The organism is Hymenobacter cellulosivorans, from assembly GCF_022919135.1.
In the GTDB taxonomy this organism is placed as follows: Bacteria; Bacteroidota; Bacteroidia; order Cytophagales; family Hymenobacteraceae; genus Hymenobacter; species Hymenobacter cellulosivorans.
In genome coordinates, this window is the sequence record NZ_CP095049.1 from 4,649,797 (window position 1) to 4,674,513 (window position 24,717).

Sequence of the window (24,717 nt, forward strand, 5' to 3'; positions counted from 1 at the left end):
AAAGATGCGTCGACTGCGCTCAGCATGACGTTCTTTTTATGCCGGTTTGCTTGCCGTAATAGAACACAGAGCTAAGCTACGCCCCTACTCCTGTTCTTCCTCGGCTGAAATAGCGGCCGGGCCTTCGGGCAGATTCAGCAGCGGACCCAGCAGCAGGGCGTTGGCAAACAAGCGGGACGTGCCGTGCCAGTAGTGGCGGAAGTTGGGGTCGTCGGCGAAGAGCACGACGCGGCCCGCACCTACTTTGCTTACCACCACGGCAGCCGAGTTGCTGATTTGCTGCAGGTTGGCCTGCGACACATAACCACTGACCAGGGGTTTGGCCGTGTACTGGGCCACGGTGGCGTAGGGGTTGCGGCTGGGTTTGAGGAAGGTCGTGCCGTTGCGGAATACGTAGAGGCGGCGGTTGGTCAGGCCAAAGCCAATGGGGTTGGAAATATCGATGTCGGCGGAGTAGATAGAGCCGGCAATGGCGCGGGTGCCTTCCTGCTCCTGCTGCACGAAGTCGGCGCGGCGGGCTAGGGCGGCTTTGCCTTTAGCAGTGGACGCCGTGGTATCGGACCAGCCGCCATTGGCCGGAATCAGCAGCTTTTCTTTCACGATGCCCTGCTTAATGGCCCATTCCGAGGCGTTTTTCAGGGTGATGAGTGTGCCCCCGTCCTGCACCCACTGCCGCAGCCGGGCCACGGCGGCCTTGTCGAGGCTGGCGTAGGTGCCGCCCACCAGCACCAAGCTGGAGTAGCGCCCCAGCGGGGCCCGGCCGAAGTTGCCGACTTCAATCCGGCTCAGGGGCACACCCAACTGCTGACTGGCCACAAACCAGGCCTCACCCACTTCCGAGGCGTTAGTCCCCTGCCCCACCAGAATGGCCGCCTTGGTTTCGGGCGCGGTGCGTACGTTGTTGGAACCCAGGTCTATGCCCTTGGCGCTGAAACCCGTGCCGACGCTGGTAAAGGTGACTTGGTTTTGGCGGCTGATGCGGCTTACAATCTGAAACACCGAGTCGGCCGGCAGCTTCTGAGCCGCTACGGGTAAGACCAGGGTGCCGTAACCAAAGTCGGTGGAGCTTTCGGTGGTGCCGGCGCTGAAGGGCTTAAAGCTGATTTTGGCGGTCAGGCCGGCCCGCTGCAGGGCCGTAAGGGTGCGGGGCGCGTTGTAGTCGGACCAGGGCAGCAGGTAGGCGTAGGCGCTTTGGCCGCCGCGCACGGTGCCGCTGAGGGTTTTGACGGCCTGCACCGGAGCGCCCTGTACCAGGCTGGTATTCTTTTGCTTGGCCACCGCCAAGCCGTAGGCGTGGGCCTGACTCCAGCCGGTTACGTCGTAGAATACACTGTCGTGAAAGGCGGTCAGCTCCTCGAACAGGGAGTTGACGATGCGGTACTGGGGCTGGGCGGTGGGCACCACGTAGGCCTTGCCCTTTTCAAATTGCTGCTTGTCGAGCGTCACTGTTTTGCCCAGCTCGTGCACCTCGATTTTGTGCTGGAGCAGCAGATTCAGAAACTTGTTGGTCAACGTCTCGTCCTGGGCATTGCCAAAGACGTAGGCTTTGGTCGGAAACTTGCGGGCGTCAGTCAGGGCCGAGGCAAAAAACTCGCGCTGATGCTTCAGGTACAGCTCTTTTTCCTCGACTGCACCCCGTACCGTAGCCAGGCCGGTAGCCACGTGGTTGCGGATGGTGAAGGGAAACGTGACCACGCCGTTGGTGCCTTCCTGGGCCAGGCCGCGGGAGCTGCCCACTTCGAAGGTGATGCCCACGCCCCCCTGGAAATCGGGGTAGGTCGAGCCGTAGATGGGCGAGAGGTTGTCGAACTGCTCCTTGGTCCAGTACAGGGAGCCCAGGTTGTCGAGAGCCTTGGCAAAGTACTTAGCCAGGTGCACGTTGAGCACTTCGTAGGTAGCCCGCGGAATCAGGTCATTTTCGGTGCTGAAGGGCTTGGACGGTTCGAAATAGTACGTACCGTTGGTGCCCATTTCGTGAAAGTCGATCATCACGTTGGGGTACCACTCGTGGAAAAACGCCATCCGGGCCCGGCTTTCCGGTTGGGTCAGGGCCAGCCAGTCGCGGTTCAAATCGGTGTAGAAATGGTTGGTGCGGCCACCCGGCCAGGCCTCGGTGTGTTCCCTATCGAGCGGGTCCGTGGGGTTGGGCCACGACTTATTCTGGTCAAACCAGTGCGAGGCCCGGTCGCGCCCGTCGGGGTTTTCCAGCGGGTCAATGGTAATAACCGACTGCTCGAGCCATTGCTGGGTTTCGGGGCTGGTGGAAGCCGTCAGGTAATAGGCCAGCAGCAACGCCGCTTCCGACGAGGAGCTTTCGTTGCCATGCACCCCGAAGTTGAGGCTGACGACCACCGGCAGCTTGCGGTAGTCAGGCGCCGGCTGCGCGGGGTCGACCAGGGCCTGGCGGGCCTGCTGCAAGCCGGCCAGGTTCTGCTGGTTCTGGGGCGCGGTGATGGTGGCCACCACCTGGGGCCGCTCCTCAAACGTCGTCCCAATCGTGCGCAGACTCACCCGGTCCGACACCCTGTCCAATTCCCGCAGGTAGGCTACAATCTGGTCGGTGCGGGTGTAGTGCGTGCCAATGGCGTACCCCAGAAACTGCTCCGGCGTCGGGATTTTGGAGTCGAAAGTGCTGGCCTGGGCCGCGGGGAAAAAGTAGCTGTTCTGGGCCGCGGCGGGTTGGGCTAGTGCCAAGCCAAGGGAAAGCAAGGCAGCGGAAAAGGATGATTTCACCATGGGTATAGCGGGCTGTAAAAGCCAGTTAAGTTGTCAGTAAGAGCCTAGTAGCCCGGATTCTGCTCCAGGCTGGGGTCGGCTACCAGGTCGTTAAAAGGAATCGGGAACAGCCAGCGGCGCTGGTCGGTCACGCCGAGCACGGTGGCGGCGCGGCCGGTGCGGACGAGGTCAAACCACCGGTCGGCTTCGAAGGCGAATTCCACCCGCCGCTCGTTTTCAATGGCCAGCAGCAGGGCTTCGGCGGTGGCGGCCTTGCTGGGCTCTACCCCGGCGCGGGCCCGCACGGCGTTCAGGTCACTCAGGGCGTCGGTCAGCTTGTTTTGCTTGGCGCGGGCTTCGGCCCGGATGAGGTACTGCTCGGCCAGGCGTAGCACGTAGCTCGGGTCGTCGCGCTGGGCCGAGCGGCTGTAGAGGTTGCCGTAGGTTACGCTGCTGCCGTTGATGGTCGTGGAAGCCAGCAACGCCGAGCGGCTGCCGCCAACGGCCGGGTCATTGAGCAGGGTAATGGCGGCGGGCAGGGGCTGGAAGTTGAACTGTCCGCCCAGGGCGCTGGGAAACCAGTTGTTCCACATGCTGTTGGCGTCGGAGTTGCTGAAAGTCAACTCAAACACGGATTCCTGGCTTAGAAACGGAGCCGTGGAAATGGCGCGGTAGGGCGTTACGAGGCGGTAGTTGCTGCTGCCAATCACCTGGGTGGCGTAGGCTTCGGCCTCGCTCCACTGCTGGCGGTAGAGGTGCAGGCGGGCCCGCAGGGCCCGGGCCGCGGCCTTCACGGCGCGGTTGCGGGTGGCGGTTTCGGGCAGCAGCGTCTCGGCCTGGGTCAGGTCGGCCAGCACCTGGTCGTAGGTCTGGGCCAGGGTGCTGCGGCGCAGGCCAGCCCCATTTTCCTTGGAACGGGTGGGCGTGAGCACCAGTGGTACCCCACCCCACCCCCGGCCTAAGTCAAAATAGACCAGGGCCCGCAGGAAGTAAGCTTCGCCGAGCAGCTGGTTTTTCTCGGCCGCCGGCAGCAGCGGGTCGTTGATGGCGGGCAGGGCGGCCAGCACATTGTTGGCCCCGTTCACGGCCTGGTACATCTGGGTCCAGGCCTCGGTAATCAGCACGTTGTCGGCGCTGAGTTGGTTCTGGTCGATTTGCAGGAACTGGTTGAGCGTGCCGTTGAAGCGCACATTGTCGCCGGGCAGAAAGCCCAGCACCGGCCAGTTGAGCTGGTAGTAAGCCTGCACCCGGTCGTACACGCCAATGGTAGCCGAGCGGGCACTGCCGGCGTCGGTAATGGCCTTGTCGTCGGCCAGCTGCTGCACCGGCGTGGGCTCCAGCAAATCATTGCAGGCCGTGATGCTGAGCGTAGTAGCGCCGAGCAAAGCCGCAAAAAACAGGTGGTGTATCGTGGATTTCATCTTGCGTTGTCCGTTTTAGAGTCCGACCGTGACGCCCACCTGGAAAGTGCGGGGCTGGGGCACCGTGGCCCAGTCGAAGTTTTTGGTGTTGCTCACCCCGCTCTGGGAGTTCACCTCGGGATCGAGGCCGGAGTAAGGCGTGAGGGTGAACAGGTTAGCCGCCTGCACATACACGCGCACCGAGTTCAGGCGGGCCTTGTCCAGGGTTTCCTTCGGGATGGTGTAGCCCAGCGTGAGAGTGCGCAGGCGCAGAAAGGAGCCGTCTTCGAGGTACCGGTCACTGAGGTTTTGCACCACCCCGCCGTAGTTGTTGCTGGACGGGTTAGTGGTCAGGCGCGGAATGTCGGTCTGGTCGCCGGGGTTTTGCCACCGGTCGAGCTGCTCGCGCAGGTAGCCGATGTTGCTCTGGGTACCGCCGTGCACAAGGAAGAAGCGGTTCATGTTCATGATTTTGGCACCCTGCTCAAAGTTGAGCGAAAAGCCAAAGTCCACTCCTTTATACGTCACCGAGTTGGTGAGGCCGCCGAAGTAGTCGGGCCAGGCGTTGCCGACCAGCTGCCGGTCGGCCACCGTAATCTGCCCGTCGCCGTTCACGTCCTCGTACTGCGCGTCCCCGCTTTCGGGGTTCACGCCCGTTTGGCGGTAGAGCCAGAACGAGTAGAGCGGGGCGCCTTCTTCGAGGCGGAAAATGTCGCGCGAGCCGGTGGTAATGGGCGCGGCCAGCTTTTGAATCTTGTTCACGTTGCGGGCCAGGTTCACCGTGGTGCTCCACTGCAGCGGCCCTTTGGCCAGCCAGTTCACGGTGGCCTGGGCCTCAAAGCCCTTGTTGCTGACGGCCCCGTAGTTTTCCACGACCGAGGCAAAGCCGGTCTTGCGCGGCACCGGCACGTTGAGCAGCAGGCCCGAGGTGTACTTATCGTAGTAGTTGAGCTCCAGCTGCAGGCGGTTGTCGAGCACGGCAGCATCCAGGCCCACGTTCCACTGCCGGGTGCTTTCCCAGCTCAAGTTGGGGTTGGCCAGCTGCAGCGGAGCCGTGCCGGGCAAGTCGAGGTAGTTGGCCCCGCCTTGCACCAGGCCCAGGGCGGCAAAGTCGCTGATGCCGGCCTGGTTGCCGGTTTTGCCCACGCTAGCCCGTAGCTTAAGCTCCTGGAACACGTTGAGGTTCTGGATAAAGGCTTCCTCACCCAGGCGCCAGCCCAGGCCCACGGCCGGGAAATAGCCCCAGCGGTTGTCGCGCCCGAAGCGTGACGAGGCGTCGGCTCGCACGCTCACGTCGGCGGTGTAGCGGCTCTTATAGGAGTAAGTGGCCTTGCCGAAGAACGATACCAACCCGGCCTGGGAGCGGGATGAAGAGCCTGTTTGGGTAGCGGCGGAGGCAATGGTGGTCAGGTCGTTGCCGGGAAACTGCTGGCCCAGCAGGCTAGTGCGCTGGAAGGTGTTGCGTTGCAGGGTATTGCCCACCAGGGCCTGCAGGGAGTGGTTTTCACCCAAATCAACGTTGTAGTTCAGGGTCTGCTCGTTGAGCAACGTTATGTCGCGCGAGAGGTAGGACGAGGCTGTGCCCCGGGGCTGACCGGCCAGAATCAGGGTGTTGTTGAAGTTGTTTTCGTACATGTCGTTGAAGTCGATGCTCCAACTGCTGCGCAACGTCAGGTTTTTCCGCAGGCGGTACTCGCCGTAGACGTTAGAAATGATACGGGTGCCTACCGCGTCGTTGTTGAGGTGGTCAATCAGGGCCTGGTGGTTGTCGAAGGAGCCGTACTTGGCGTAGGTACCGTCAGGGTTATACACCGGCAAATTCGTGCGCGGAAACAAGGCCGAGTTGATGACGCCCACCGGGTTGTTGTCGTTGCTGCTCACGTTGCGGTGGGTGCGGGCCAGGGCCGTGCTGGTGCCGATGCGCAGCTTGTCAGTCACGGAGTTGTCGAGGTTTACGCGCAGCGAAAACCGGTCGAAGGCGCTGGGCCTCGCAATGGATTCCTGCTGGAAATAGCCCGCCCCGATGTAGAACTGGGTTTTGTCCGAGCCCCCGGCCGCCGACAATTCGTAGCTCTGGGTCTGGGCCGTGCGAAACACGTCGGAAAGCCGGTCGTAAGTGGGCTGCTCCTCGGGCAGACCCCGCCCGCCCGAGGCTACCGAGCGGTAGGGCAATTGCGCCGGGTTGCCCCCGTCGTTCAGAAACCGCTCATTTTCCAATTCGGCTAGCTCGGGCCCAGTTACCAAATCGTACTGCTTGGCCGCCCTCGACCAACCGTGGTAGGTGTTGAAGGTAATGCGGGTTTTGTCGCCGGCCTTGCCGCGCTTGGTTTGAATCAGCACCACCCCGTTGGCCCCGCGGGAGCCATAAATGGCCGTGGCGTTGGCATCCTTGAGGATTTCGATGCTTTCGATGTCCTGCGGATTCAGATCGGCCAGCGGGTTCGACGACACCTGGTTGCCTAGGCCGGTAGCAATAAGGTTGGTATTGTTGATAAATACACCGTCGACCACGTAGAGCGGGTCGTTGCTGGCATTCACCGAGTTGCTCCCGCGGATGCGGATGAAAATACCGCCCCCGGGCACGCCCGAATTGGCCGATACCTGCACGCCCGGCGCCTTGCCCTGCAGGAGCTGGTCGGGGCTGGCGGCCGGTATGTCCTTTAGCGCGTCGCCCTTCACCGAGCTGATGGCGCTGGTCAGCGTCTTGCGGTTTTGCTCACTGTAGCCGGTCACGACTACTTCGGAGAGCTGCTTGATGTCGGCTTTCAACCGGACGCGCACCAGGCCGCCGGAGGCTGTTACCGTCTGACTTTCGTAACCTACGGCGCTAATGACCAACGCATTACTACCCGCCGGCAAACTCAGCGTGAATTGTCCGCTGGGGTCAGTGGAGGCGCCGACGGTGGTGCCTTTCACCACGACGGTAACGCCTGGAAGGGGGCTGCCGTCGGCCGCGTCGGTGATAGTGCCCGTAATGGGTTGCGCGGCGGTTTGAGCCGACGGTGCAGTTTGGGCCCAGGCCGGACTGGCGATGCACACGATGCCCGCTAAGGCGGCCGGCACCGCCAGAAGAGTAGAGGATTTCATAAAAAGGAAGTGGCTATCTGGGAAGCAAAAGCTCCCGGCCAACCCTGCCCCACTCCGATTCTACCCGCCATTTATCGCCACTATACCAAGCAGTTACCCGACAAATCACGCATACCAGAAAGGTCGCAGCTTGCCCAGCGTAACGGTACCAGCGGCGCCAAACGGGAGGGGGTAAAATCAGAAAACATGGGGCTTCTTCGCTCCAGTCCGACTTGTGCACAGCCGGACTGCTTCCAACTGCGATAGGGCAGCCAAAATAGGATTATGAGCAGAAAAAGCGGAGTGGCCAGAAAGAAAATCTGGTCATTCAGGCCGACGGAAACGGCCGCGGCCTGACCCGCCCGGCGCAGACGCGGCCCGGCGGGGGTGCAGCAAGCCAACGTGCTAGGTCAGCCGACTACGTGAGCAAACAAGAAGGAAAACGAGGAAGTACCTGATCCTTAGCAGCTCTAGCCCAGCGTGGGCATACAGACCGCGCAACACATCATCCCACAACAGCCAAACGATTGGGCAGCGCGGGGTGCGAGGAAGGCGGAGGAGCTGGTAAAGGCTTTCACGGCGTTGTTGTTTTTATATGGTCAGGACTTGGCACCGTTCCGGATGTTCCGGGGGTTGTCGGCGTTTCATAGAGCCTGTCTCTCCACGCCTCTGTATAAAAACAATCCTTTGATGGGTAAAAGAATTGGTGCTCCAAAGGTAAAGCAGCGGATTTCAGAAACGCAAATATTATTTTTCATCCGGGTAAAATCCTGAGTTCTCACCGCCCAGGTCGTCCCGGCTAAAAACTTGCACTGCGAGCCGCGCTGTCTATATTTGCCGCCACTCGCAGCCGGTCATGGCTCCTAAAAATCGGGTGATTCTGCTGCCCGCCTTTCCTGTTTTTTACCCGCATGCCTGCCGTTAAGTTGTTCGAAAACCGCTGTTGTTGTTGCCCCGCAACTACCTGACTTCCGCGTCGTGGGGGCCGAGTGCGCCGCCCGTTTTCCGTTGCTTTTCGCTTTTTGCATGTCCTCCCCTTCCGTCGCCGCCCCGCGGCCCGACCTCGTGCGTGGCATCCGCCGCTGGGACTTCGTGGCCCTTATTGTCAACATCACCATCGGGGCCGGTATCCTGGGTTTGCCGGCCAAGATTTATGCCCTGGTAGGCGCCTACAGCCTGGTGGCCTACGGGGCCGCAGCCGCTCTTGTAACCCTGATTATTCTCTGCTTTGCCGAGGTCAGCAGCCGCTTCAGCGGGGCGGGCGGGCCCTACCTCTACGCCCGGGAAGCCTTCGGGCCGCTGGTCGGTTTTGAAGTCGGCTGGCTGTTGTGGGTGTCGCGCCTGGCCAGCTTCGCGGCCCTCTGCAACCTGTTTGTCGACTACGCCGCCTACTTCTGGCCCAGCATGGGCGCGGGCCTGGGCCGTGGCTTGCTCATGGCCGCCTTGATTGTAACCCTGACGCTGCTGAACCTGGTGGGTGTGCGGCGGGCTTCGCTGGCCAATAACGTGTTTACGGTCAGCAAGGTCCTGCTACTTATCCTGTTCACGGTGGTGGGCTTGTTTTTCGTCGACTGGCAGGCGTTTTCCTTTGCCGTGGTGCCCACCTACACCGGCTTTTCCAGCGCCGTGCTCCTGCTGATTTTCACCTTCTCGGGCTTCGATGTGGCCGCTATTCCGGCCGCCGAAATCCAGCAGCCCCAGCGCAACGTGCCCTTCGCCCTATTCACGGCCATTGCCACCGTGGCCGTGTTGTTTCTGCTGGTCCAGGTGGTGTGCATCGGCACCCTGCCCGACCTGGCTTCGGCCGAGCGGCCCCTGGCCAGTGCCACCCAGCAGTTTCTGGGTCCCATTGGGGCGGCTTTCGTGGCGGCAGCGGCCATGCTCACGGCCCTGGGCACGCTCAACGCCCTGATGCTGACTGGCCCCCGTCTGCTGTTTGCCTTGGCCGAGCAGGGTCAGATTCCGGCCTTTTTCGGCGCGACTCACCCGCGGTTTCGCACGCCCTACGTGGCTATTCTGGTGTCGGCCGTATTGAAGCTGGCACTGGCCATTTCCGGCACGTTTATCTACGCCCTGACGCTGAGCACCATTATTCGCCTGACCTACTTTGCCCTGACCTGCGCCGCGCTGCCGGTGTTGCGGCGGCGCCACCCCGAGCGGCCCGCGCCGTTTCGGGTGTGGGGTGGGGTGGCGGTGGCGGCGTTGTGCGTAGGGCTCTGTCTGTGGCTGTTGTCGAACAGCGCGGCCCACGAGGCCCGCGACGTGGCCATCGTAGCCGTAGCGGGCCTGGTGCTCTACTTTGTTTCTAACCGGCGGCAGGCTTCTCCCTCGTAAGCGCAACTTGCCCGTTACGCCTCAACTACTTACTGCCGATCCTACTCCTGACTCGTTACCGATGCTCTCCACTCCCATTTCCTCCGTTGCCATTCGCACCCCGCAGCGGGTGGCCGAAGTCTCCTGGTTCGACGACCTCTGCGGCGGCGACACCCAGTATTTGAGCGTGCTCGACGGGGCCTACCGCAGTTCCTGGGCCCATTGCCGCGACATCGTGCTCAAGTCCGAGGAGCTGGGCTATTCCAACATCCTGCTGCCGACCTCCTACACCGTAGGTCAGGACGTCATGACCTTTGCCGCCGGCATTGCCCCCCAGACCTCGCGCATCAACCTACTGACCGCCATCCGGACCGGGGAAATTCACCCGCCCATGCTGGCCCGGGCCCTGGCCTCGCTCGACCACATGCTGGAGGGCCGGCTGACCATCAACATCATCAACTCCGACTTGCCCGGCCTGCGCGAGGTGCCCGAGCTGCGCTACCAGCGCTGCGCCGAAACCATCGAAATCCTGCGCCAGGCCTGGACCCAGGAGCGTATCGTGCACCAAGGCGAGTTGTACCAGTTTGACATGCCCGCCGACCCGGCCAAGCCCTACCAGCAAAACGGCGGACCCCTGCTCTACTTCGGTGGCACCTCGGAAGGCGCCCGGGCGGTGTGCGCCCAGTACTGCGACATGTTTTTGATGTGGCCCGAAACCGAGGAAATGCTCTACGACACGATGCAGGACCTCAGCGCCCGGGCTGCCGCCCACGGCCGGCAGATTGACTTTGGGCTGCGCATTCACGTCATCGTGCGCGAAACTGAGGACGAGGCCCGGGCCTACGCTAAAAAGCTCATGTCCAAGTTTGACCCCGTGAAAGGCGCCGAAATCAAGAGCCGGGCCCAGGATTCGTGGTCCTTGGGCGTGCACCGCCAGAACCAGCTGCGCGAGCACGCCGACATGGAAGGCTTCGTGGAGCCCCTGCTCTGGACCGATATCGGCAAGGCCCGCTCCGGGGCCGGTGGGGCCTTGGTTGGCAACCCTGACCAGATTGTCGAGAAGCTCAACCGCTACATGGACATGGGCTTCCGGGCCTTTATCTTCTCGGGCTACCCCCTGCTGGGCGAGGCCGACTACTTTGCCCGCTACGTGCTGCCCCGCCTGCCAAACGTCTCCATGCCCCACTTCCAGGGCCGGGTGCCCCGTGAAACGCCCGTCACCCCGCTGACCACGGCCCCGCTGCGGTAAAGTGCGGTAAAGGAAGTAGTGGTGAGCAATCAGAACGTCATTCCGAGCTTGCCGAGGAATTGCGCGTGCTGACGTTGTTGGAAACTGGCCGTCATCCTGAGCATTCCACGTACGAAGAGCCTTAGCACATCAGCACGAGTTGTTGTTCTGCTGGTCGTTTCTATTCTACACAGTTCTTCGTAAAGCTCAGGCAGACAGGCGCTATAGCAACGACAGCACGCGGAATGTCTCGCGTTGCCGGACGTGACATTCTTTGCCTGACAACCAGCAACTGACAACTAACCACCGCCACGCCTCCTAGTCCGGGCCGCGTGGCTTACCTTTGCCGCGTGTTTACATTCCGTCCTTCCCTGCTGCTGGCCGTGGGCTGCGCAGCCCTGGTAGCTGCCTGCAGCGCCGGCCCCGATGAGCAGCAGCAAGTGGAGGCTGCCGAAAAAGCCGTGCTGGCCAGCCACGATACCCTCATGGCCCAGATGGGCCAGCTCTACGACCTACGCCAGCAGTTGCAAAAGGCTCCCGGGCCCGACACCGTGCTGGCCGGCCGGCAGCGTCACAACCTGCTCCGGGCCGATGCGGCCATGATGGGCTGGATGCACCAGTACCGCAAGCCCGCCGACACGGTAGCCACCGCCGCTAAGCTGCGCTACTTCGCCGTCCAGCAGCAGAAAATAGATTCGGTGGGCCAGCTCATGCGCCAGAACCTTGACTCGGCCAAGCTGGTTTTACAACTGGCTACTCCGGCCGCTAACTCTTCCGCTCAATGATTTCCTTGTCCTTCCGCCGCGCTTGCCAGGTCTCTTTGCTGACCGTGGGCAGTGCCCTGGCTTTTGCCTCCTGCTCCGATAAAGCCGACACCGCCCAAACCCTGCCCTACTACGGGGAGCGGGACGTGCGCCCCCGCGCCGATGGTGGCCCGGCCGACACGATTTTCGCCGCCATTCCCACCTTCACGCTGACCAACCAGGAAGGCAAGACCATTACCAACCAGACCTTTGCCGGCAAGGTCTACATTGCCGACTTCTTCTTTGCCTCCTGCCCCAGCATCTGCCCCAAGATGCAGAGCGAAATGCTGCGGGTGTACGAGCAATTCAAGGACAACCCGCAGGTGGTGTTTCTGTCGCACACCATCGACCCGGCCCACGACTCCATCCCGGTGCTGCGCGACTACGCCGAGCGCCTGGGCATCAAGGACGCCAGCCGCTGGCACTTCGCTACGGCCCCCCACGACACGATTTTTCGCCTGGCCCCGCGCTACTTTGCCGCGGCCCAGAAAGACAGCACCGTGGCCGGCGGCTACGCCCACAGCGGCGCCTTCGCCCTGGTCGACTCCGACCGCCACATCCGGGGCGTGTACGACGGCATGGTGAAAGAGAAAGTCGACCAGCTTATTAAGGACCTGCCCGTGCTGCTACAGGAAGAGGCCGCCAAGCAGAAAAAAGCGCAGTAATGAAAATGCTCCAGCAGCCCGTATGGATGTTGCGTGCCCTGGCCGTACTGGCCGGGGGCGCCAGCGTTATGGGCTGCTTTTCCAACCGGCAGAACGAGGGCGCCAAGCTGTACGAAACCCACTGCTCCAACTGCCACGGCGCGAAGGGCGAAGGACTCAAGCGCCTGATTCCGCCCCTGGCCGGCTCCGATTACCTGACCAAAAACCGCCAGGGCCTGGCCTGCCTAGTGCGCAAGGGCCTGAAAGGGCCACTGCTGGTAAATGGCGTGGAGTTCAATCAGGTGATGCCCCCAGCCGACACTCACCTGACCGATTCGCAGATTACCAACATTCTGAACTTCGTGCAGACGTCCTGGGGCAATCAGGGCGAGATTTTCACGATTCGGGAGGTCTCCGAGCAGTTGCGGGGCTGCGGGGCGAGCGACGGGCGCTAAGGCCTTCTCAAACCCGCTGGGAACCAAATTGCTACCATAAAAGTCATACGAAGGAGCATTTTTGGCGGCATTCTTCCGCAAACCTCCTTAGCTTGCGTATCCAATCCACTACGTCTTATGGGTCTCTTCGACTTTCTGAAATCCAACAAACCGGCCCCCCAGACGCCGGAAACTCCGGCTCCCGCCACTCCCGGCGCCGCTTCTTCCGCCCCCGCTGAAACCCCGGCTCCGGGCGGCCCGCGCTACAAGGGCTCCAGCTATACCTCGCCCACACCGGCCAGCCCGGCTCCCATACCGCAAATGCCGCCGATGCCCATGCCGCAGATGCCGATTCCGGAACTGCCCAGCATGCCTCATTTCGAGCCCGTCAACGTACTGGAGCAGTTGCTCTTCAACGCCGCGACCATGCCCGAGTTCCGCCCCGGTTTCTACCAGGCTTTGCTCAATGAGGAAGTATTCGTGGTGACCATTCCGAAGGAAGGCGAGCCGCTGGGCGAAGTAACGCCGGTGGAAGGCATGGAAATCCAGCTCCAGGTGCTCAACGACGGTAAAATTCCGGTGTTTACCTCCAAGGAGCGGATTTTCGAAAGTGGCACCGAGCAAGACTCCCTGCCCTACATGCGCCTGCGCGGCCTCGATTTCTTCCAGATGGTGCAAGGAGCCGACTGCGCCCTGAACCCCTTCTCGACGGTGGGCAAAATGCTGCCGGCCAATGAAATTGCCGAACTGCTCAGCAGCAGCATCATGCAGGGCCCTCCCGGCGGCAACATGCAGGTCACGCTGGGCCCCGCCACCGAAGCCCACATGCCCCTGATTGAGGCCATTCAGGGCTTTGCCCAGAGCAAGCCCCAGATTGAAACGGCCCACGTAGCGCTGGTACGCTTCCAGGACGAAACCACGCCGCCGCGCCTGCTGCTGGCTTTCTACACCGACGACAACGACCCCGCTTTCCTGGAGGAAATGGGCCCCGTAGTGCAGGGCAAGCTCAAGGAAGACGACCTGGTAGACGTGATGGTGCTCGACAAGAACTCCGACGAGCCCCTCAACCAGTACTTCCTGCAGGCCATTCCGGTATATACGCGCACCGAGGTCTAACCACCTAGTCCGCATTCGTGCTACGCACCAAGCCAAAGGCCGCCCCGGAAACTGGGGCGGCCTTTCGTATTTTCCCGCTGTGGGTTCTTCGGGGTGGATTCAGAGTAGCTTCTCAGAAGCAGCCTGCTTTTGTCTGAGCCACAGCAGATAGAAGACTGCACTAAACTAAGCCAAGCTGCGCCCTGATTCTGGTAGTTTTTACGCTTGCACCTGGGCCGGCGCCACTTGCCGGGCCAGCAGGCGCCGAAACACGGGCCGTAGGCCAAAGTACAGCCCCAGCCCCACCGGCACCGATACCAGGGCCCAGAGCAGCACGGCCCCGGCCCCGGCCCGCCACAACAACGACAGGGCGCTGGTCCAGTCGGTGGCAAACAGGTGTTGCAACTGGCTGAGGCTAAGCTCCGGCCCCTGCCCGTTGCCGAGCAGACGGGCCCCAAAGCGCAGCAGCGGAATCAGGACCACCAGTTGCAGCGGGCTCATCAAGTGACTCACAATCAGTGTGGCGGCCACGTTCAGACGCAGGCGCACGGCGGCAAATGAGGCCAGCAGCGTGGTGATGCCCAGTATCGGCACCAAGCCCAGCGGCACGGCCAAAGCGACGGTCAGGGCCAGCTGGGGCGGGGTCAGGCCCTGCTTCAGAATATTGCGCAACGGGCCCAGCACCCGACGGCGCCACCAGTTCTCGGGGCGCGGGGGCGGGGCGGCGGGCAGCACGGAGGGGACGGGAGCAGACACGGACAGCAGGAAAAAAGAGACTAGACAGTACGACGCTGGCACCTTACCTTCGTTGTTCGCACCAAACGGCTTTACCCCGAAGTTCGTACGTGAAGCCGATGACAAAGGTACGCCAGCCGGGGCAGCCCCGCCGAAAAGTCTGGACAGATTTCTTTTTGCTGCTGCGCCGCGCCGCCAAGGAGTTTGCCCTCAACGACCCGCTACGGCTGGGCGCGGCCACCGCTTTTTTCACCACGTTTGCCCTCCCTCCCATCCTGATTATCCTGATTCAGGTGCTGGGTTCGGTGTATTCGACCTCGGGAGTGCGCCAGCGGCTGCTCGATAAGCTCTCGGCCCTGCTGGGTACCTCGGCCGCCGAGCTGGTCGAGCAGATTTTGCTCAACGTAGGCAACATTGAGCGCAGCCGCCTGCTTACCTGGCTGGGATTCGGCTTCCTGCTCTTCATTGCCACTACGCTGTTCGTGGTCATCCAGAACTCCCTGAACCAGCTCTGGCAGGTGCGTTCCAACCGCACAACCGGCCGCTTCAGCAAGATGCTCAAGGAACGTACCCGCTCCCTGGGGTTGCTGCTCACTACGGGCCTGCTCTCGTTGGTGGCCTTTGGAAGCGACGCCGGGCTGGCCTTCTTTGCCGACTACATCCGCGACTTCGACCCTAATTTCGGCTACTTTGTGGTACAGGCGCTCAACCAGCTGGTGTCCCTGCTGATTCTGGCCGTGTGGTTTGGCGTCACGTTTCGCAACCTGAGCTACGCCCACGTGCCCTGGAAGGCCGTGCTGCGCGGGGCCCTGGTTACGGCCGTACTCATCGATTTAGGGGAATTTGCCCTGGGTCATTTGCTGGTGCCCCGCAACCTGGGTCCGATTTACGGCCACGCCTCCAGCATCGTGCTCGTGCTGTTGTTCGTGTTTTACTCGGCCATGATTTTCTACTTCGGGGCCTGCTTTACCAAAGTCTATGCGCACTACGTGGGCCTGGATATCCGGCCCAAGAAAAACGCGGTGCGCTACCGCCTCGTCGACCTGCCCGACGAGCCCCGGCACCGCGGCGCCTCGGGCAGCTGGTAAGGCGGCAAGGGAGCAAGCCTGAAATTCTACCGGGGCCGGAAACCAGGCTCCTAACACAGCGGCGGGCCTTTTCTTAGCGGGCTTCCCTATCTGCCGCTGGGGAAATGTCCAGGGCTTTTTGCAGGCACACGCTGTTTTCAACCCCGACGTAGGGCCCGTAGTTAGGCACGAAGCGGTAGCCGCTCTGCTGATACAGGCGAATGGCTTCCGGTTGTCTTTTGCCCGTCTCCAGCACGCTGCCCGCGTAGTGCAGCTCCTGGGCCCAGACCTCTAGCTCGCGCAGAATTTTAGCGGCCACCCCCTTTCTTCGGCTACTGGCCCGCACGAACATGCGCTTGATTTCCACCAGGTCGGGGGCATACTCTTTAAACGCCCCGCAGCCGACCGGAAAACCCTGCTCATAGGCCACGACGACGTGCTGGAGCGAGGTGCTGCTGTTAAACGCCGCGTAGAAGGTGTGCTCGGTCCCGTCACGTAAGGCTAGGTCCTGATCCAAGAGGGCAACCAGGGTCTGAAAATCAGGATGAGTGCCAGTGGTCCGCTGAAGGTGAAGCATCAGAAAGGAGAGAAAGAAAAGGATAGGTGGTTATTTGGGGGAAGGCACAGGCGGCGGAATAGGCGGCCCAGCCAGCTGCCGGCCCAAGACCAAGCCGTAAGGACGTTTGGCAAGATTACAAAGCAGACTCGGGGTTTGCCATAGCACCCACGGTCATGGACGAGCAATCCAATACCTGTCCGGCCTGTAGCAGATGAATGTGGGTATTAGGATACTGCCGGGTGCGGGCCACAAACTCGTCCGGGGTTTGGGTGTGTTCGGGGGCCGTGCCGTAATGGAAGGGAATCACATGGTCGACCTGGAGCAGCTTTACCGCGTGGGCCGCCTCCAGGGCGCCCATCATGGAGCGGCCCCCGATGGGCAACACGGCAATCGTGGGCTGGTAAAGCTCCCGAATCAGCTGCATATCGCCGAAGACGCAGGTGTCGCCCGCAAAATACACGGTCGTGCCGTCCGAGAGGCACACCACAAAGCCATTGGCGGCGTGCGGAAAGGTTACGGTCTTCTCGGTGAGGTAGACGTGCGCGTGATGAAAGGCGTTGACCATGGTCACGGTCACGCCGTGCACCTGCAGGCTGCCGCCCAGGTTCATGGGCTCAAACAAGCCCTCCTCCACGGCTTGCTCGATGAGAAAGCGCCGGCAGATGTTGTTGGCAATAATAGTCGGCGAAGTCTGGTCGATGAGCTCTTTCAGCCGAATATCCATGTGGTCTTCGTGCCCATGCGTTACCAGCATCAGGTCCACCACCGGCTGCTGCTCCAGGCCCCGGGGGATATAGGGGTTGTCGAACAGCCAGGGGTCGACCAGAATAACCTTCTTTTCGGGCGTGGTTATTTTGAACGTGGCGTGGCCTAGGAGCTGAATGGTAGTGGGTTCGGGGTACATAGACTCGGGAAAGGGTAGCTAGTAAACGGATGGCAAGCAGCCGCTGCCGGCGGGGCTATTTCGCAAGCACCCCCAAACGTAGTAGCTTGCCGGCCCAGTGGCGTAGTCCGGTTTGCAGATAGCTAGTGGGCCAGTTATGCTTCCCTACGCCACGCTGCTTCCCCTAAACCGTCACGCGGCCACCTCCCTGAGTCAGCAGCTGACCACCGGCCTGATTCACCTGATGCAGCAGGGCCTGCTGGCCGCCCGCGACCCGCTCCCGGGCACGCGCACCCTGGCCCGCCTGCTGGCCGTGCACCGCCAAACCGTCGTGGTGGCCTTCGACGAGCTCGAAGCCCAGGGCTGGATTGAGCAGCGGTCCTGCCGGGCAGCCGTAGTCAGCTCCCGCCTGCCGACGGTGGCACCCCAGCCGTTTCAATCGGAAGCGGCCCGCCACATTGCGCCCCGGGCCGCTTTTTCGTACCCGAAGTCCCGACCGGCTGCCGCACCGCGGCCTGCTGCGCCGCTCCCCCTGACCCTGAGCAGCACGCCCGACAGCCGCCTGGCCCCGCTGGCGGCGCTGGCCCGCAAGTACCGCGCCTTGTGCCTGCAGCCAGCCCGCCGCCATTTGTTGGGCTATGCCGGGGCCAACGGCAGTCTGGCTTTGCGCCAGCAGCTGGCCGAGCATCTGCGTGCTACCCGGGGCCTGCCGGCTCAGCCGGAGAACGTGGCCATCACCCGCGGCGGCACGATGTCGCTGTTTTTGCTGGCCCAACTGCTCCTGCAACCCGGCGACGCCGTCGTGGTGGGGCAGCGCAGCTACCACGGCGCCGACCGGGCCTTCCTTGTCCAGGGCGCCCGCCTCCACCGTGTGGGAGTTGATGCCCAGGGCTTGTGTATCGAGGAACTGGCGGCCCTTTGTAAGCAGCAGGCTGTGCGCCTTGTGTACGTGACGCCCCATCATCATTACCCGACGACCGTCACCCTGTCCGCGGAGCGCCGGGTGCGCCTGTTGCAGCTCGCCACGCAGCACGACTTTATTATTCTGGAAGACGACTACGACTTCGACTTCCACTACGACGGGGCCCCTATTCTGCCGCTGGCCAGCACCGACCGCACCGGTCGGGTGCTTTATATGGGCTCACTCAGCAAGGTACTGGCGCCGGCTTTCCGCGTGGGCTATATAGTGGCTCCCGCTGATGTCGTGGAGGAGCTGGGCCACTGGCAGCGGCGCATCGACCGGCAAGGCGACACGGTACTGGAGCAGGGTATTGCCGAGTTGTTTGCCGAGGGCGAAATGGGTACTCACTTAAAGCGGGCCCGCCTGGCCTATCACCAGCGGCGGGACGTGTTCTGCCAGTTGCTGGGCGAACAGCTGCCGGCCTGGTTTACGTTCGAAGCGCCCACGGGAGGGCTGGCCGTTTGGGGCCGGTTTGCCGACTGCGTGGACCTGCCTGAAGTTGCCCGGCAGTGCCAGCGGCAAGGATTGGGAATAAGCGACGGTAAACTCTACCAGACGGCCGTCGAAGCCAGCCCCTTTCACGTGCGGCTGGGATTTGCCGCCCTGAACAGCGAGGAGCTGGCCCAAAGTATCCGGATTCTGAGCCAGGTCCTGCAGCATCTATACCCCGGCTGATGCAAGGAAAACATTCTCTATCCCGCACACCTCTGCCCTAGTTTCGCGAAGCTTCCGGCATTTAGTCGCCGGTAGGTATCTAAGCAGGAGTGTATAGCCGACCCGAAGTTTCCACCCTGGTAAGGACTTGCCCGCTCCCCCGGCTGGCCTCGACCGTGCTAGTTGTTTATTCTCAGAAAGCCAATAATAAACAACTAGCCCAGCCAGGTCGGGGTGCCCCTTACTACACGGTTAGGCGCACGGTTACCACTCCCGCCGAAATCCGGCGTACCTTTGTCTTTCTACTATTTCGATTCGCATGCCCTCTTTTGCCGACCTTGGCCTCGCGCCTTCCCTGTTACAAGCCCTGGAAGAACTGAATTTTACCGTTCCCACGCCTGTGCAGGAACAAGTTATTCCGATGGCGCTGGCCGCCCAGGACGTGGTGGGACAGGCACCGACCGGCTCGGGTAAAACCGCTGCCTACGGTTTGTCTATCCTGCATCAGGTGGATGTGAAGCTCGACGCGGTGCAGATTATCGTGCTGGTGCCGGCCCGGGAGCTGGCCCTGCAGGTGCGTGATGCCCTCAAAAAGCTCGGCAAATACATTCCCAACCTGCGGGTAGCGGCCTTCTACGGGGGCCACGCCTTCCGCGACGAAACCGCCTCGCTCAAGCAGGCGCCCCACATTGTGGTGGCCACGCCCGGTCGTTTGCTCGACCACTTCGAGCGCCGCACCATTATTCCCAACCAGCTCAAAGTCCTGATTCTGGACGAGGCCGACAAGCTGCTGGAACTGGGCTTTCAGGACGAGCTGGTCGAAATCATCAAGCGCCTGCCCCGCCGCCGCCAGACGTTGCTGTTCTCGGCCACGATGTCGGATAAGGTGCTGGACTTGATTCGCAAGAATCTGACCCGGCCCCGGGTGGTAAATGCCGGTGAAGACGAAGGCACGCTGCCCGAAAACCTGACCCTGCGCGGCCACGTGGGCCCCATCGAGAAGAAGCCGGCTGCCCTGTTGCACCTGCTGCACCAGCCCGAAACCGGCCGGGCCCTGATTTTCTGCAACACCCGCGAAAAGTGCGCCGAGCTGGCCCGCTTCCTGCAGGGCCGGGGCGTAGCAGCTGAAGTGCTGCACGGCAAGATGCCCCAGCCCGAGCGCGACAAGGCCCTGATGAAGCTGCGCAACGGCTCCAGCCAAGTGGTAGTAGCCACCGACGTAGCCGCCCGCGGCCTCGACGTTACGGCCCTCGATACGGTCATTCAGTACGATGCGCCCGACAAGGCCGACTCCTTCCAGCACCGGGCGGGTCGCACGGCCCGCGCCGGCGCCGAGGGCGTGGCCCACATCCTGACCACGCCCCACGAGCAGAAGCACGTGCAGAAGTGGCCGGTGGCCGAAACCATCCAGTGGCAGGACATGCACGCGCCCAAGCTGCCGCCCGCCGCGCCCAAGGCTCCTCGCCCCACCAGCACGACGCTGCACGTATCGGCCGGCCGCCGCGACAAAGTCAGTGCCCACGACCTGGTAGGTACCTTCGTCGCCCACGGTGGCCTGGAGCGCGACGCGGTAGGCCACATCGAGGTATTCGACCACTACAGCTACGTGGCCGTGCCCCGAGAGCAGGCCCAGGAAGTAGCCAACCGCGTGACGGGCGCCAAGATTAAGGGCCGGAAAATTCGGGTATCGGTCGTCGAATAAAGACAACCTTTGATGTGGGGGTCAGCATAATGAAGGACGAAGGTTCTGAACGGTTCACCGGCGGCCCCCACACCATTTACAGCTTTACCAATTCATTTGTAGTCGAGTGCCCACATTGCGGGCAACGGGCTGAAGTCAGCAAAAGAACCAGCTCCGGGCACCACGAATTTCACTGCTATGCCTGCCACCGGGCTATTGCGCACCGGCCGCTGTATAAGCTCTCCGTCCATCAATACTGTCCTGAATGCGGGTACCGGGTTACGTCTAGTCAGCAGAAGGTAAAGCAAAAAACAAGCTTTGTGCGGCTCAAATGCCCAGCCTGCTTACAGACCAGCAAGTTTACCCCTACTTACGAAGATCTTGCCCCGGTTAAAACGCAGAGTGCGGAAACGGAACCCTACTTTGGAACCACGCTCTGGCTGCAAACCTCCTTTGGGGCGGATATCTTATGGGCATATAACTACGAGCACCTGCAGCATCTGAAGGAGTACATTCAAGCAAAGCTGCGCCAACGTCAGACCCTTACGTACTCACCGATGGTTGAACGGCTGCCGTCGTTTATCAAATCAGCTAAAAACCGGACAGCTTTACTGGCTTCTATCGAAAAGCTCACGCTCAAAAAATAGCTTCTACCATTAACGATCCGACTACAGCCCCCGCCCTGCGCCAACTCCTGTTTATCTGTAGCCAGAACCGCTGGCGCAGCCTCACGGCCGAGCGGCTCTTCGACGGGCACCCGCACTACGAGGCCCGCTCGGCCGGCACCGAGCCGGGCGCCCGGGTGCGCGTGCAGGCCGGGCATATTGGGTGGGCCGACGTTATTTTCGTAATGGAGCGCCGCCACGCCGATATTCTGCGCGACAAGTTTGGGGAGGAGCTGGCGGGCAAGCGCGTTGTCAATCTGCGCATTCCTGATAAATTCCAGTTTCTGGCGCCGCTGCTGGTTGAGTTGCTGCGCGAGCGGCTGCAAGGGCACCTGACTCAGCCGTTCTAGCTTTCCCTGCCCGCACTGCTCTTGCTAACCGCACCAATGAAAGGCTTGTTTGCGTGGCTCCTGTCCTGGGCCTTTTCTTTTCTTTCGATTCCGGCAACTCTTGGGCAAACGCTCTTGGCGCAGGGCCAGGTGCTGGAGGCGCGGACGTTGACCAGTGTTCCTTTCGCCACCATCAGCCTGGTGGGCACCTCGCTCGGAACCACCGCCGACGGTCAGGGCAAATTTGAACTTCCGCTACCCTCGCCCCTGGCGCCGGAAGCTCAGCTCCTTATTTCGTGCCTGGGCTACGAGCCGCAGCGGCTGGCGGCCACAGCTTTTTCGGCCGGTCCGCAGCTCGTGCGACTTGCCGTCACGACCCAGACGCTGCAGGAGGTCACGATTCGGCCCCGCCTGGAAACGACCACTACGGTAGGAACCCGGCGAAGCGCCAAGGAGTTGACCACCGACGCCTACAACGCCCATAACCTGATCAGCACGGCGCCGGCCCACGAAATAGCGGCCCGGCTGACCATGCCCCAGGCCTGCACGCTGCAGTATTTTAACTTCGGGGTTGCCTTCAACACCTTTCGCACGATTCCGGTCCGGTTAAATCTGTACCGCACCCGCGCCGGACAGCCTACGCCGGCCCTGCCAACTTACAGCGTACCGGTAGCCGTAGCCCAAAAGCGCGGCTGGATACAGGTAGACCTGCGGGAGCTGAATGTAGAGCTGGCGGCGGGCGAAGAGCTGGTGGCTAGTCTGCAGTGGATCAGGCACGATACGGTAGCGGTACACCGCAACAGCTTTGTGGTGGCCTCCACACCCGGCCGGGCCCAGCAGTACCTGACCCGAAACACGGCCCAGGAGCCCTGGCAGCAGCTGCAAGGGACGGCGCCGGCTTTCTACCTGACCGCCGCCACCAGCTGGCAGCCAGCCGGCGCCAGGCCTCGCCGACAACGGTAAAAAATAGAGCTGGCCGGCCCCCAAACGCTATACCTTTAGAGCCTTATTTCTAAAGCACTGAACCGCATTATTCCAGCGTATGCGTAAACGTTTACTGTTACTAACCTATATTCTCCTTCATTGCCTTGCCGCCCAGGCCCAGACCTTTGAGCCGGGCCTGCTGGTACGCAGCAACGGGGACACACTCCGGGGCGAAGTAGAGAACAGCTTCTGGACGGAGCCGCCGACCTACATCCGCTTTCGGGCTACTCCCCAAGGTCCGAGTGAGCTGTTTAGACCCCGGCAGCTCCGGACCGTCAGCTTTACCGGCGGGCGGTACTTCCGCTACGAGGCCCTGCCCCTCGACCACGCCGCCGAAACCCGCCTTGACCGGCTTCCCAAGGGCTTCTATCCCGATGTGCGCCTCGACTCAGTCCTGGCGGAGGTGTTACTGGAGGGTCCGGTCAGGCTCCTGCGGGTGGTTACCATCAGCACGACGCACTACTTTCTGGACCGCCCGGGCCAGCCCGTCCTCGATTTGAGTGAGCGAAAATACCTGAGCATAGACAGCCAGGGTAAGCTGGTCATAGTTGAGGGCAACAACTACCGCAGCCAGCTGGGCCTGCTTTTTGGCGATTGTCCGGCGGCCTTAACCGTAGTGGATTCTGCTCCATTCACGGCCGAAGGGCTGGCGGCGGTAGCTCAGGCGTATTCAGCAGAGTGCGCGCCCGAAAGGCAGCCTAGCCGCAGCTGGTTGTCGCAGTCTACGCTGCGGCGGCGCGTGGCCTTTCGCGGGGGCCTGCTGGGCGGCGTCCGCTACAACCGCATCGAGTCGGTGTATGGCCGCACCGACGGCAGCTGCTCGGATTGCAAGCCCCGCCCCTTTGGCGGTCTGTATGCCGAACTGTTTCAGCCGGGCCGAATTGCGGCCGTCTACGGGGAGCTGAGTCTGAGCCCGTTCCAAAGCCGCGGCAGCCAGTATACCCAGTTTACCCCCGCTGGCCTCGGCTACACTCCCTTCACCTACCGGGCCCTGCTGGGTACGGCCCGCCTCGGGATTCGCTTTGTGTTCCCGCTGGCGCACAGCGAGCAACAGTGGCTCATCGGCTTTGGCTATGAATTGAATAAGGTCTTCTCGCCCGAGGTCAGTGCCTCTACTCCGCTGCTGGTAGCGCCGGATACCCGGGAATTGAAATTTGGCGCCACCACCTTGCTGCCCAACATAAGCCTGGGCTGGCGGGCCCAGCGCCTGACCGCTACCCTCGACGGGCAGCTCTATGCCAGCAGCACCGGTTCCGACTCCTACATTATCCAGGCCTTTGTGGGCAACAACTATGTGGCGCGCCTGGGCCTGGCTTACCGGCTGGGGCGTAACCCCGATAAGACCTTCCGCGCAAAATAAGGCGCAGGCCAACCTAAACCGCTTCCACCCGTTTAGCGGGCCATGAATTACATCATTTACCTGGCCGTACTGGCCGGGATTATCTTCCTCTTTTACCGCTACGCAACCCGGGACAGCCGCGTGAAAGCCGCCGCCCTGGCCGCCGATTTTCCCGAGGAATGGCGACAGATTCTGGCTACCCGCGTGGCCTTTTACCTCTCGCTCACCGTCGATGAGAAGAAGCGCTTCGAGCGGGAAGTGCAGGTGTTTCTGGCCCAAACCCGCATTACGGGCCTGCAAACCGAGGTCGACGACGTGACGCGGGTGCTGGTGGCGGCTTCGGCCATCATTCCCATCTTCGGCTTCCGCGACTGGGAGTACGGCAACCTGGGTGAGGTGCTCATCGTGCCCGACGCCTGGCGGGAGGCCCGGGACCCAAACCGGGAGCTGGCCCCACTGCAAGGGCAGCTACTGGGCTCAGTCCGCAACTTCCAGAATCAGCACTACATGCACCTGTCGAAAGCCTCGCTGGAGAAAGGCTTTCAGGATGGCATGGACAAGCAGAACGTGGGCATTCACGAGTTTGCCCACATGCTCGACGAGGCCGACGGCGTTATCGACGGGGTGCCCAAGCTGGCCTTGCCGCCCGAGCTGCTCAAGCCCTGGGCCGAGGTGATGGAGCGCGAAATTGCAGCCATCCGGGAAGGCAAGTCGGAAATCAATTCCTACGGCGGCACCAACGAGGCCGAGTTCTTCGCCGTCGTGACGGAGTACTTCTTTGAAAAGCCCGAGAAGCTCCAGGAAAACCACCCCGAACTGTATCAGCTCCTAAGCCGGGCTTTGCGCCAAAACCCCAAGAAACGATTTCTGCGCTTCAGCGTCGACCCACGGGAATGGCTCAAGACCCTGCGCTCCAAGCGCAAATTCGGCCGCAACGACCCTTGCCCCTGCGGTAGCGGCAAGAAGTACAAGGACTGTCATTTGCTGCAACAGGAGGCACAAGCCGCCTAGATTTTCCGCCGTCATGGCGAGGAACGAAGCCATCCGTCCTCGGCTCGTGATAAACGTTTTGTTACCAGAAAGCCCCTTCCTACACCCCGCAGGAAGGGGCTTTGCGCCTTAGAACACCCAGCCCATTTCAGAGGACGGATTACCACGCTGT

The 24,717-nt window shown here is 62.0% G+C and carries 20 protein-coding genes and 1 riboswitch; of the genes, 14 read left to right on the top strand and 6 right to left on the bottom strand.

Annotated elements, in window-relative coordinates; translation table 11 throughout:
• Positions 1-84: 84 nt before the first annotated feature.
• Genes MUN80_RS19735 through MUN80_RS19745 form a run of 3 tightly spaced genes read right to left on the bottom strand, consistent with a single transcriptional unit; the run spans position 85 to position 7,202 of the window.
• Positions 85-2,736, bottom strand: coding sequence for a M14 family zinc carboxypeptidase (locus MUN80_RS19735; RefSeq protein ID WP_244715536.1), 2,652 nt, complete (start codon positions 2,734-2,736; stop codon positions 85-87).
• Between the two features lie 44 nt (positions 2,737-2,780).
• Positions 2,781-4,136 carry a RagB/SusD family nutrient uptake outer membrane protein gene (locus MUN80_RS19740; protein ID WP_244715538.1) on the bottom strand — a complete coding sequence of 452 codons (1,356 nt, stop codon included), beginning with the start codon at positions 4,134-4,136 and terminating at the stop codon, positions 2,781-2,783.
• Positions 4,137-4,151: 15 nt separating this feature from the next.
• Complete coding sequence (locus MUN80_RS19745; RefSeq protein ID WP_244715540.1) at positions 4,152-7,202, bottom strand: SusC/RagA family TonB-linked outer membrane protein; 3,051 nt, start codon at positions 7,200-7,202, stop codon at positions 4,152-4,154.
• A 567-nt stretch (positions 7,203-7,769) separates the two neighbouring features.
• Positions 7,770-7,861, bottom strand: a riboswitch (SAM riboswitch).
• A 346-nt stretch (positions 7,862-8,207) separates the two neighbouring features.
• Between MUN80_RS19745 and MUN80_RS19750 the strand changes: the two genes are divergently transcribed.
• From MUN80_RS19750 to MUN80_RS19775, 6 genes are all read left to right on the top strand, one after another.
• The gene (locus tag MUN80_RS19750; protein ID WP_244715542.1) at positions 8,208-9,515 is read left to right on the top strand and encodes an APC family permease; all 1,308 of its coding nucleotides are present in this window, start codon (positions 8,208-8,210) and stop codon (positions 9,513-9,515) included.
• Between the two features lie 61 nt (positions 9,516-9,576).
• Positions 9,577-10,743 (top strand): LLM class flavin-dependent oxidoreductase, encoded by a 1,167-nt coding sequence (locus MUN80_RS19755; RefSeq protein ID WP_244715544.1) that lies wholly within the window; start codon positions 9,577-9,579, stop codon positions 10,741-10,743.
• A gap of 329 nt (positions 10,744-11,072) precedes the next feature.
• A complete protein-coding gene (locus MUN80_RS19760) occupies positions 11,073-11,507 on the top strand; it encodes a hypothetical protein (protein WP_244715546.1) in 435 nt (144 codons plus the stop codon).
• Positions 11,504-12,190, top strand: a complete 687-nt coding sequence (locus MUN80_RS19765) for an SCO family protein (protein ID WP_244715548.1) — start codon at positions 11,504-11,506, stop codon at positions 12,188-12,190. The genes MUN80_RS19760 and MUN80_RS19765 overlap by 4 nt, the downstream gene beginning before the upstream one ends.
• Positions 12,190-12,624, top strand: a complete 435-nt coding sequence (locus MUN80_RS19770) for a c-type cytochrome (protein WP_244715550.1) — start codon at positions 12,190-12,192, stop codon at positions 12,622-12,624. Before MUN80_RS19765 ends, MUN80_RS19770 begins: the two co-directional genes overlap by 1 nt.
• Positions 12,625-12,741: 117 nt before the next feature.
• On the top strand, positions 12,742-13,719 hold the full coding sequence (locus MUN80_RS19775; protein WP_244715552.1) for an enhanced serine sensitivity protein SseB C-terminal domain-containing protein: 978 nt from the start codon (positions 12,742-12,744) through the stop codon (positions 13,717-13,719).
• Between the two features lie 198 nt (positions 13,720-13,917).
• Here the strand turns inward: MUN80_RS19775 and MUN80_RS19780 are convergent, their stop codons facing one another.
• Positions 13,918-14,454, bottom strand: coding sequence for a DUF2062 domain-containing protein (locus MUN80_RS19780; RefSeq protein WP_244715554.1), 537 nt, complete (start codon positions 14,452-14,454; stop codon positions 13,918-13,920).
• A gap of 98 nt (positions 14,455-14,552) precedes the next feature.
• Here MUN80_RS19780 and MUN80_RS19785 point away from each other — a divergent pair, with 98 nt between their 5' ends.
• A complete protein-coding gene (locus MUN80_RS19785) occupies positions 14,553-15,521 on the top strand; it encodes a YihY/virulence factor BrkB family protein (protein ID WP_244715556.1) in 969 nt (322 codons plus the stop codon).
• A 73-nt stretch (positions 15,522-15,594) separates the two neighbouring features.
• Here MUN80_RS19785 and MUN80_RS19790 read toward each other — a convergent pair whose 3' ends face one another.
• Entirely contained in the window at positions 15,595-16,077 is a 483-nt protein-coding gene (locus MUN80_RS19790) for a GNAT family N-acetyltransferase (RefSeq protein ID WP_244715558.1), read from the bottom strand.
• A gap of 115 nt (positions 16,078-16,192) precedes the next feature.
• Complete coding sequence (locus MUN80_RS19795) at positions 16,193-16,963, bottom strand: metal-dependent hydrolase (protein WP_244715560.1); 771 nt, start codon at positions 16,961-16,963, stop codon at positions 16,193-16,195.
• 136 nt (positions 16,964-17,099) lie between these two features.
• Between MUN80_RS19795 and MUN80_RS19800 the strand changes: the two genes are divergently transcribed.
• The 7 genes from MUN80_RS19800 to MUN80_RS19830 all read left to right on the top strand — a co-directional run bounded on the left by MUN80_RS19800 (position 17,100) and on the right by MUN80_RS19830 (position 24,566).
• Positions 17,100-18,578, top strand: a complete 1,479-nt coding sequence (locus MUN80_RS19800; protein WP_244715562.1) for an aminotransferase-like domain-containing protein — start codon at positions 17,100-17,102, stop codon at positions 18,576-18,578.
• 298 nt (positions 18,579-18,876) lie between these two features.
• The gene (locus MUN80_RS19805) at positions 18,877-20,259 is read left to right on the top strand and encodes a DEAD/DEAH box helicase (protein ID WP_244715564.1); all 1,383 of its coding nucleotides are present in this window, start codon (positions 18,877-18,879) and stop codon (positions 20,257-20,259) included.
• Between the two features lie 29 nt (positions 20,260-20,288).
• Positions 20,289-20,885: a hypothetical protein gene (locus MUN80_RS19810; RefSeq protein WP_244715566.1), complete on the top strand. Its 597-nt coding sequence runs from the start codon at positions 20,289-20,291 to the stop codon at positions 20,883-20,885.
• A gap of 203 nt (positions 20,886-21,088) precedes the next feature.
• A complete protein-coding gene (locus tag MUN80_RS19815; RefSeq protein WP_244715568.1) occupies positions 21,089-21,253 on the top strand; it encodes a hypothetical protein in 165 nt (54 codons plus the stop codon).
• A gap of 36 nt (positions 21,254-21,289) precedes the next feature.
• A complete protein-coding gene (locus MUN80_RS19820; protein WP_244715570.1) occupies positions 21,290-22,195 on the top strand; it encodes a carboxypeptidase-like regulatory domain-containing protein in 906 nt (301 codons plus the stop codon).
• A 79-nt stretch (positions 22,196-22,274) separates the two neighbouring features.
• A complete protein-coding gene (locus MUN80_RS19825) occupies positions 22,275-23,576 on the top strand; it encodes a hypothetical protein (protein WP_244715571.1) in 1,302 nt (433 codons plus the stop codon).
• Between the two features lie 42 nt (positions 23,577-23,618).
• Positions 23,619-24,566 carry a M90 family metallopeptidase gene (locus MUN80_RS19830; RefSeq protein ID WP_244715573.1) on the top strand — a complete coding sequence of 316 codons (948 nt, stop codon included), beginning with the start codon at positions 23,619-23,621 and terminating at the stop codon, positions 24,564-24,566.
• Positions 24,567-24,717: the final 151 nt, after the last annotated feature.

Coding starts and splice junctions, on each gene's coding strand:
- MUN80_RS19800 (WP_244715562.1), top strand. CDS start 17,100: ATGCTTCCCTACGCCACGCTGCTTCCCCTAAACCGTCACGCGGCCACC.
- MUN80_RS19795 (WP_244715560.1), bottom strand. CDS start 16,963: ATGTACCCCGAACCCACTACCATTCAGCTCCTAGGCCACGCCACGTTC.
- MUN80_RS19820 (WP_244715570.1), top strand. CDS start 21,290: ATGAAAGGCTTGTTTGCGTGGCTCCTGTCCTGGGCCTTTTCTTTTCTT.
- MUN80_RS19770 (WP_244715550.1), top strand. CDS start 12,190: ATGAAAATGCTCCAGCAGCCCGTATGGATGTTGCGTGCCCTGGCCGTA.
- MUN80_RS19755 (WP_244715544.1), top strand. CDS start 9,577: ATGCTCTCCACTCCCATTTCCTCCGTTGCCATTCGCACCCCGCAGCGG.
- MUN80_RS19735 (WP_244715536.1), bottom strand. CDS start 2,736: ATGGTGAAATCATCCTTTTCCGCTGCCTTGCTTTCCCTTGGCTTGGCA.
- MUN80_RS19775 (WP_244715552.1), top strand. CDS start 12,742: ATGGGTCTCTTCGACTTTCTGAAATCCAACAAACCGGCCCCCCAGACG.
- MUN80_RS19815 (WP_244715568.1), top strand. CDS start 21,089: ATGGAGCGCCGCCACGCCGATATTCTGCGCGACAAGTTTGGGGAGGAG.
- MUN80_RS19785 (WP_244715556.1), top strand. CDS start 14,553: ATGACAAAGGTACGCCAGCCGGGGCAGCCCCGCCGAAAAGTCTGGACA.
- MUN80_RS19830 (WP_244715573.1), top strand. CDS start 23,619: ATGAATTACATCATTTACCTGGCCGTACTGGCCGGGATTATCTTCCTC.
- MUN80_RS19765 (WP_244715548.1), top strand. CDS start 11,504: ATGATTTCCTTGTCCTTCCGCCGCGCTTGCCAGGTCTCTTTGCTGACC.
- MUN80_RS19825 (WP_244715571.1), top strand. CDS start 22,275: ATGCGTAAACGTTTACTGTTACTAACCTATATTCTCCTTCATTGCCTT.
- MUN80_RS19750 (WP_244715542.1), top strand. CDS start 8,208: ATGTCCTCCCCTTCCGTCGCCGCCCCGCGGCCCGACCTCGTGCGTGGC.
- MUN80_RS19805 (WP_244715564.1), top strand. CDS start 18,877: ATGCCCTCTTTTGCCGACCTTGGCCTCGCGCCTTCCCTGTTACAAGCC.
- MUN80_RS19790 (WP_244715558.1), bottom strand. CDS start 16,077: ATGCTTCACCTTCAGCGGACCACTGGCACTCATCCTGATTTTCAGACC.
- MUN80_RS19810 (WP_244715566.1), top strand. CDS start 20,289: ATGAAGGACGAAGGTTCTGAACGGTTCACCGGCGGCCCCCACACCATT.
- MUN80_RS19740 (WP_244715538.1), bottom strand. CDS start 4,136: ATGAAATCCACGATACACCACCTGTTTTTTGCGGCTTTGCTCGGCGCT.
- MUN80_RS19745 (WP_244715540.1), bottom strand. CDS start 7,202: ATGAAATCCTCTACTCTTCTGGCGGTGCCGGCCGCCTTAGCGGGCATC.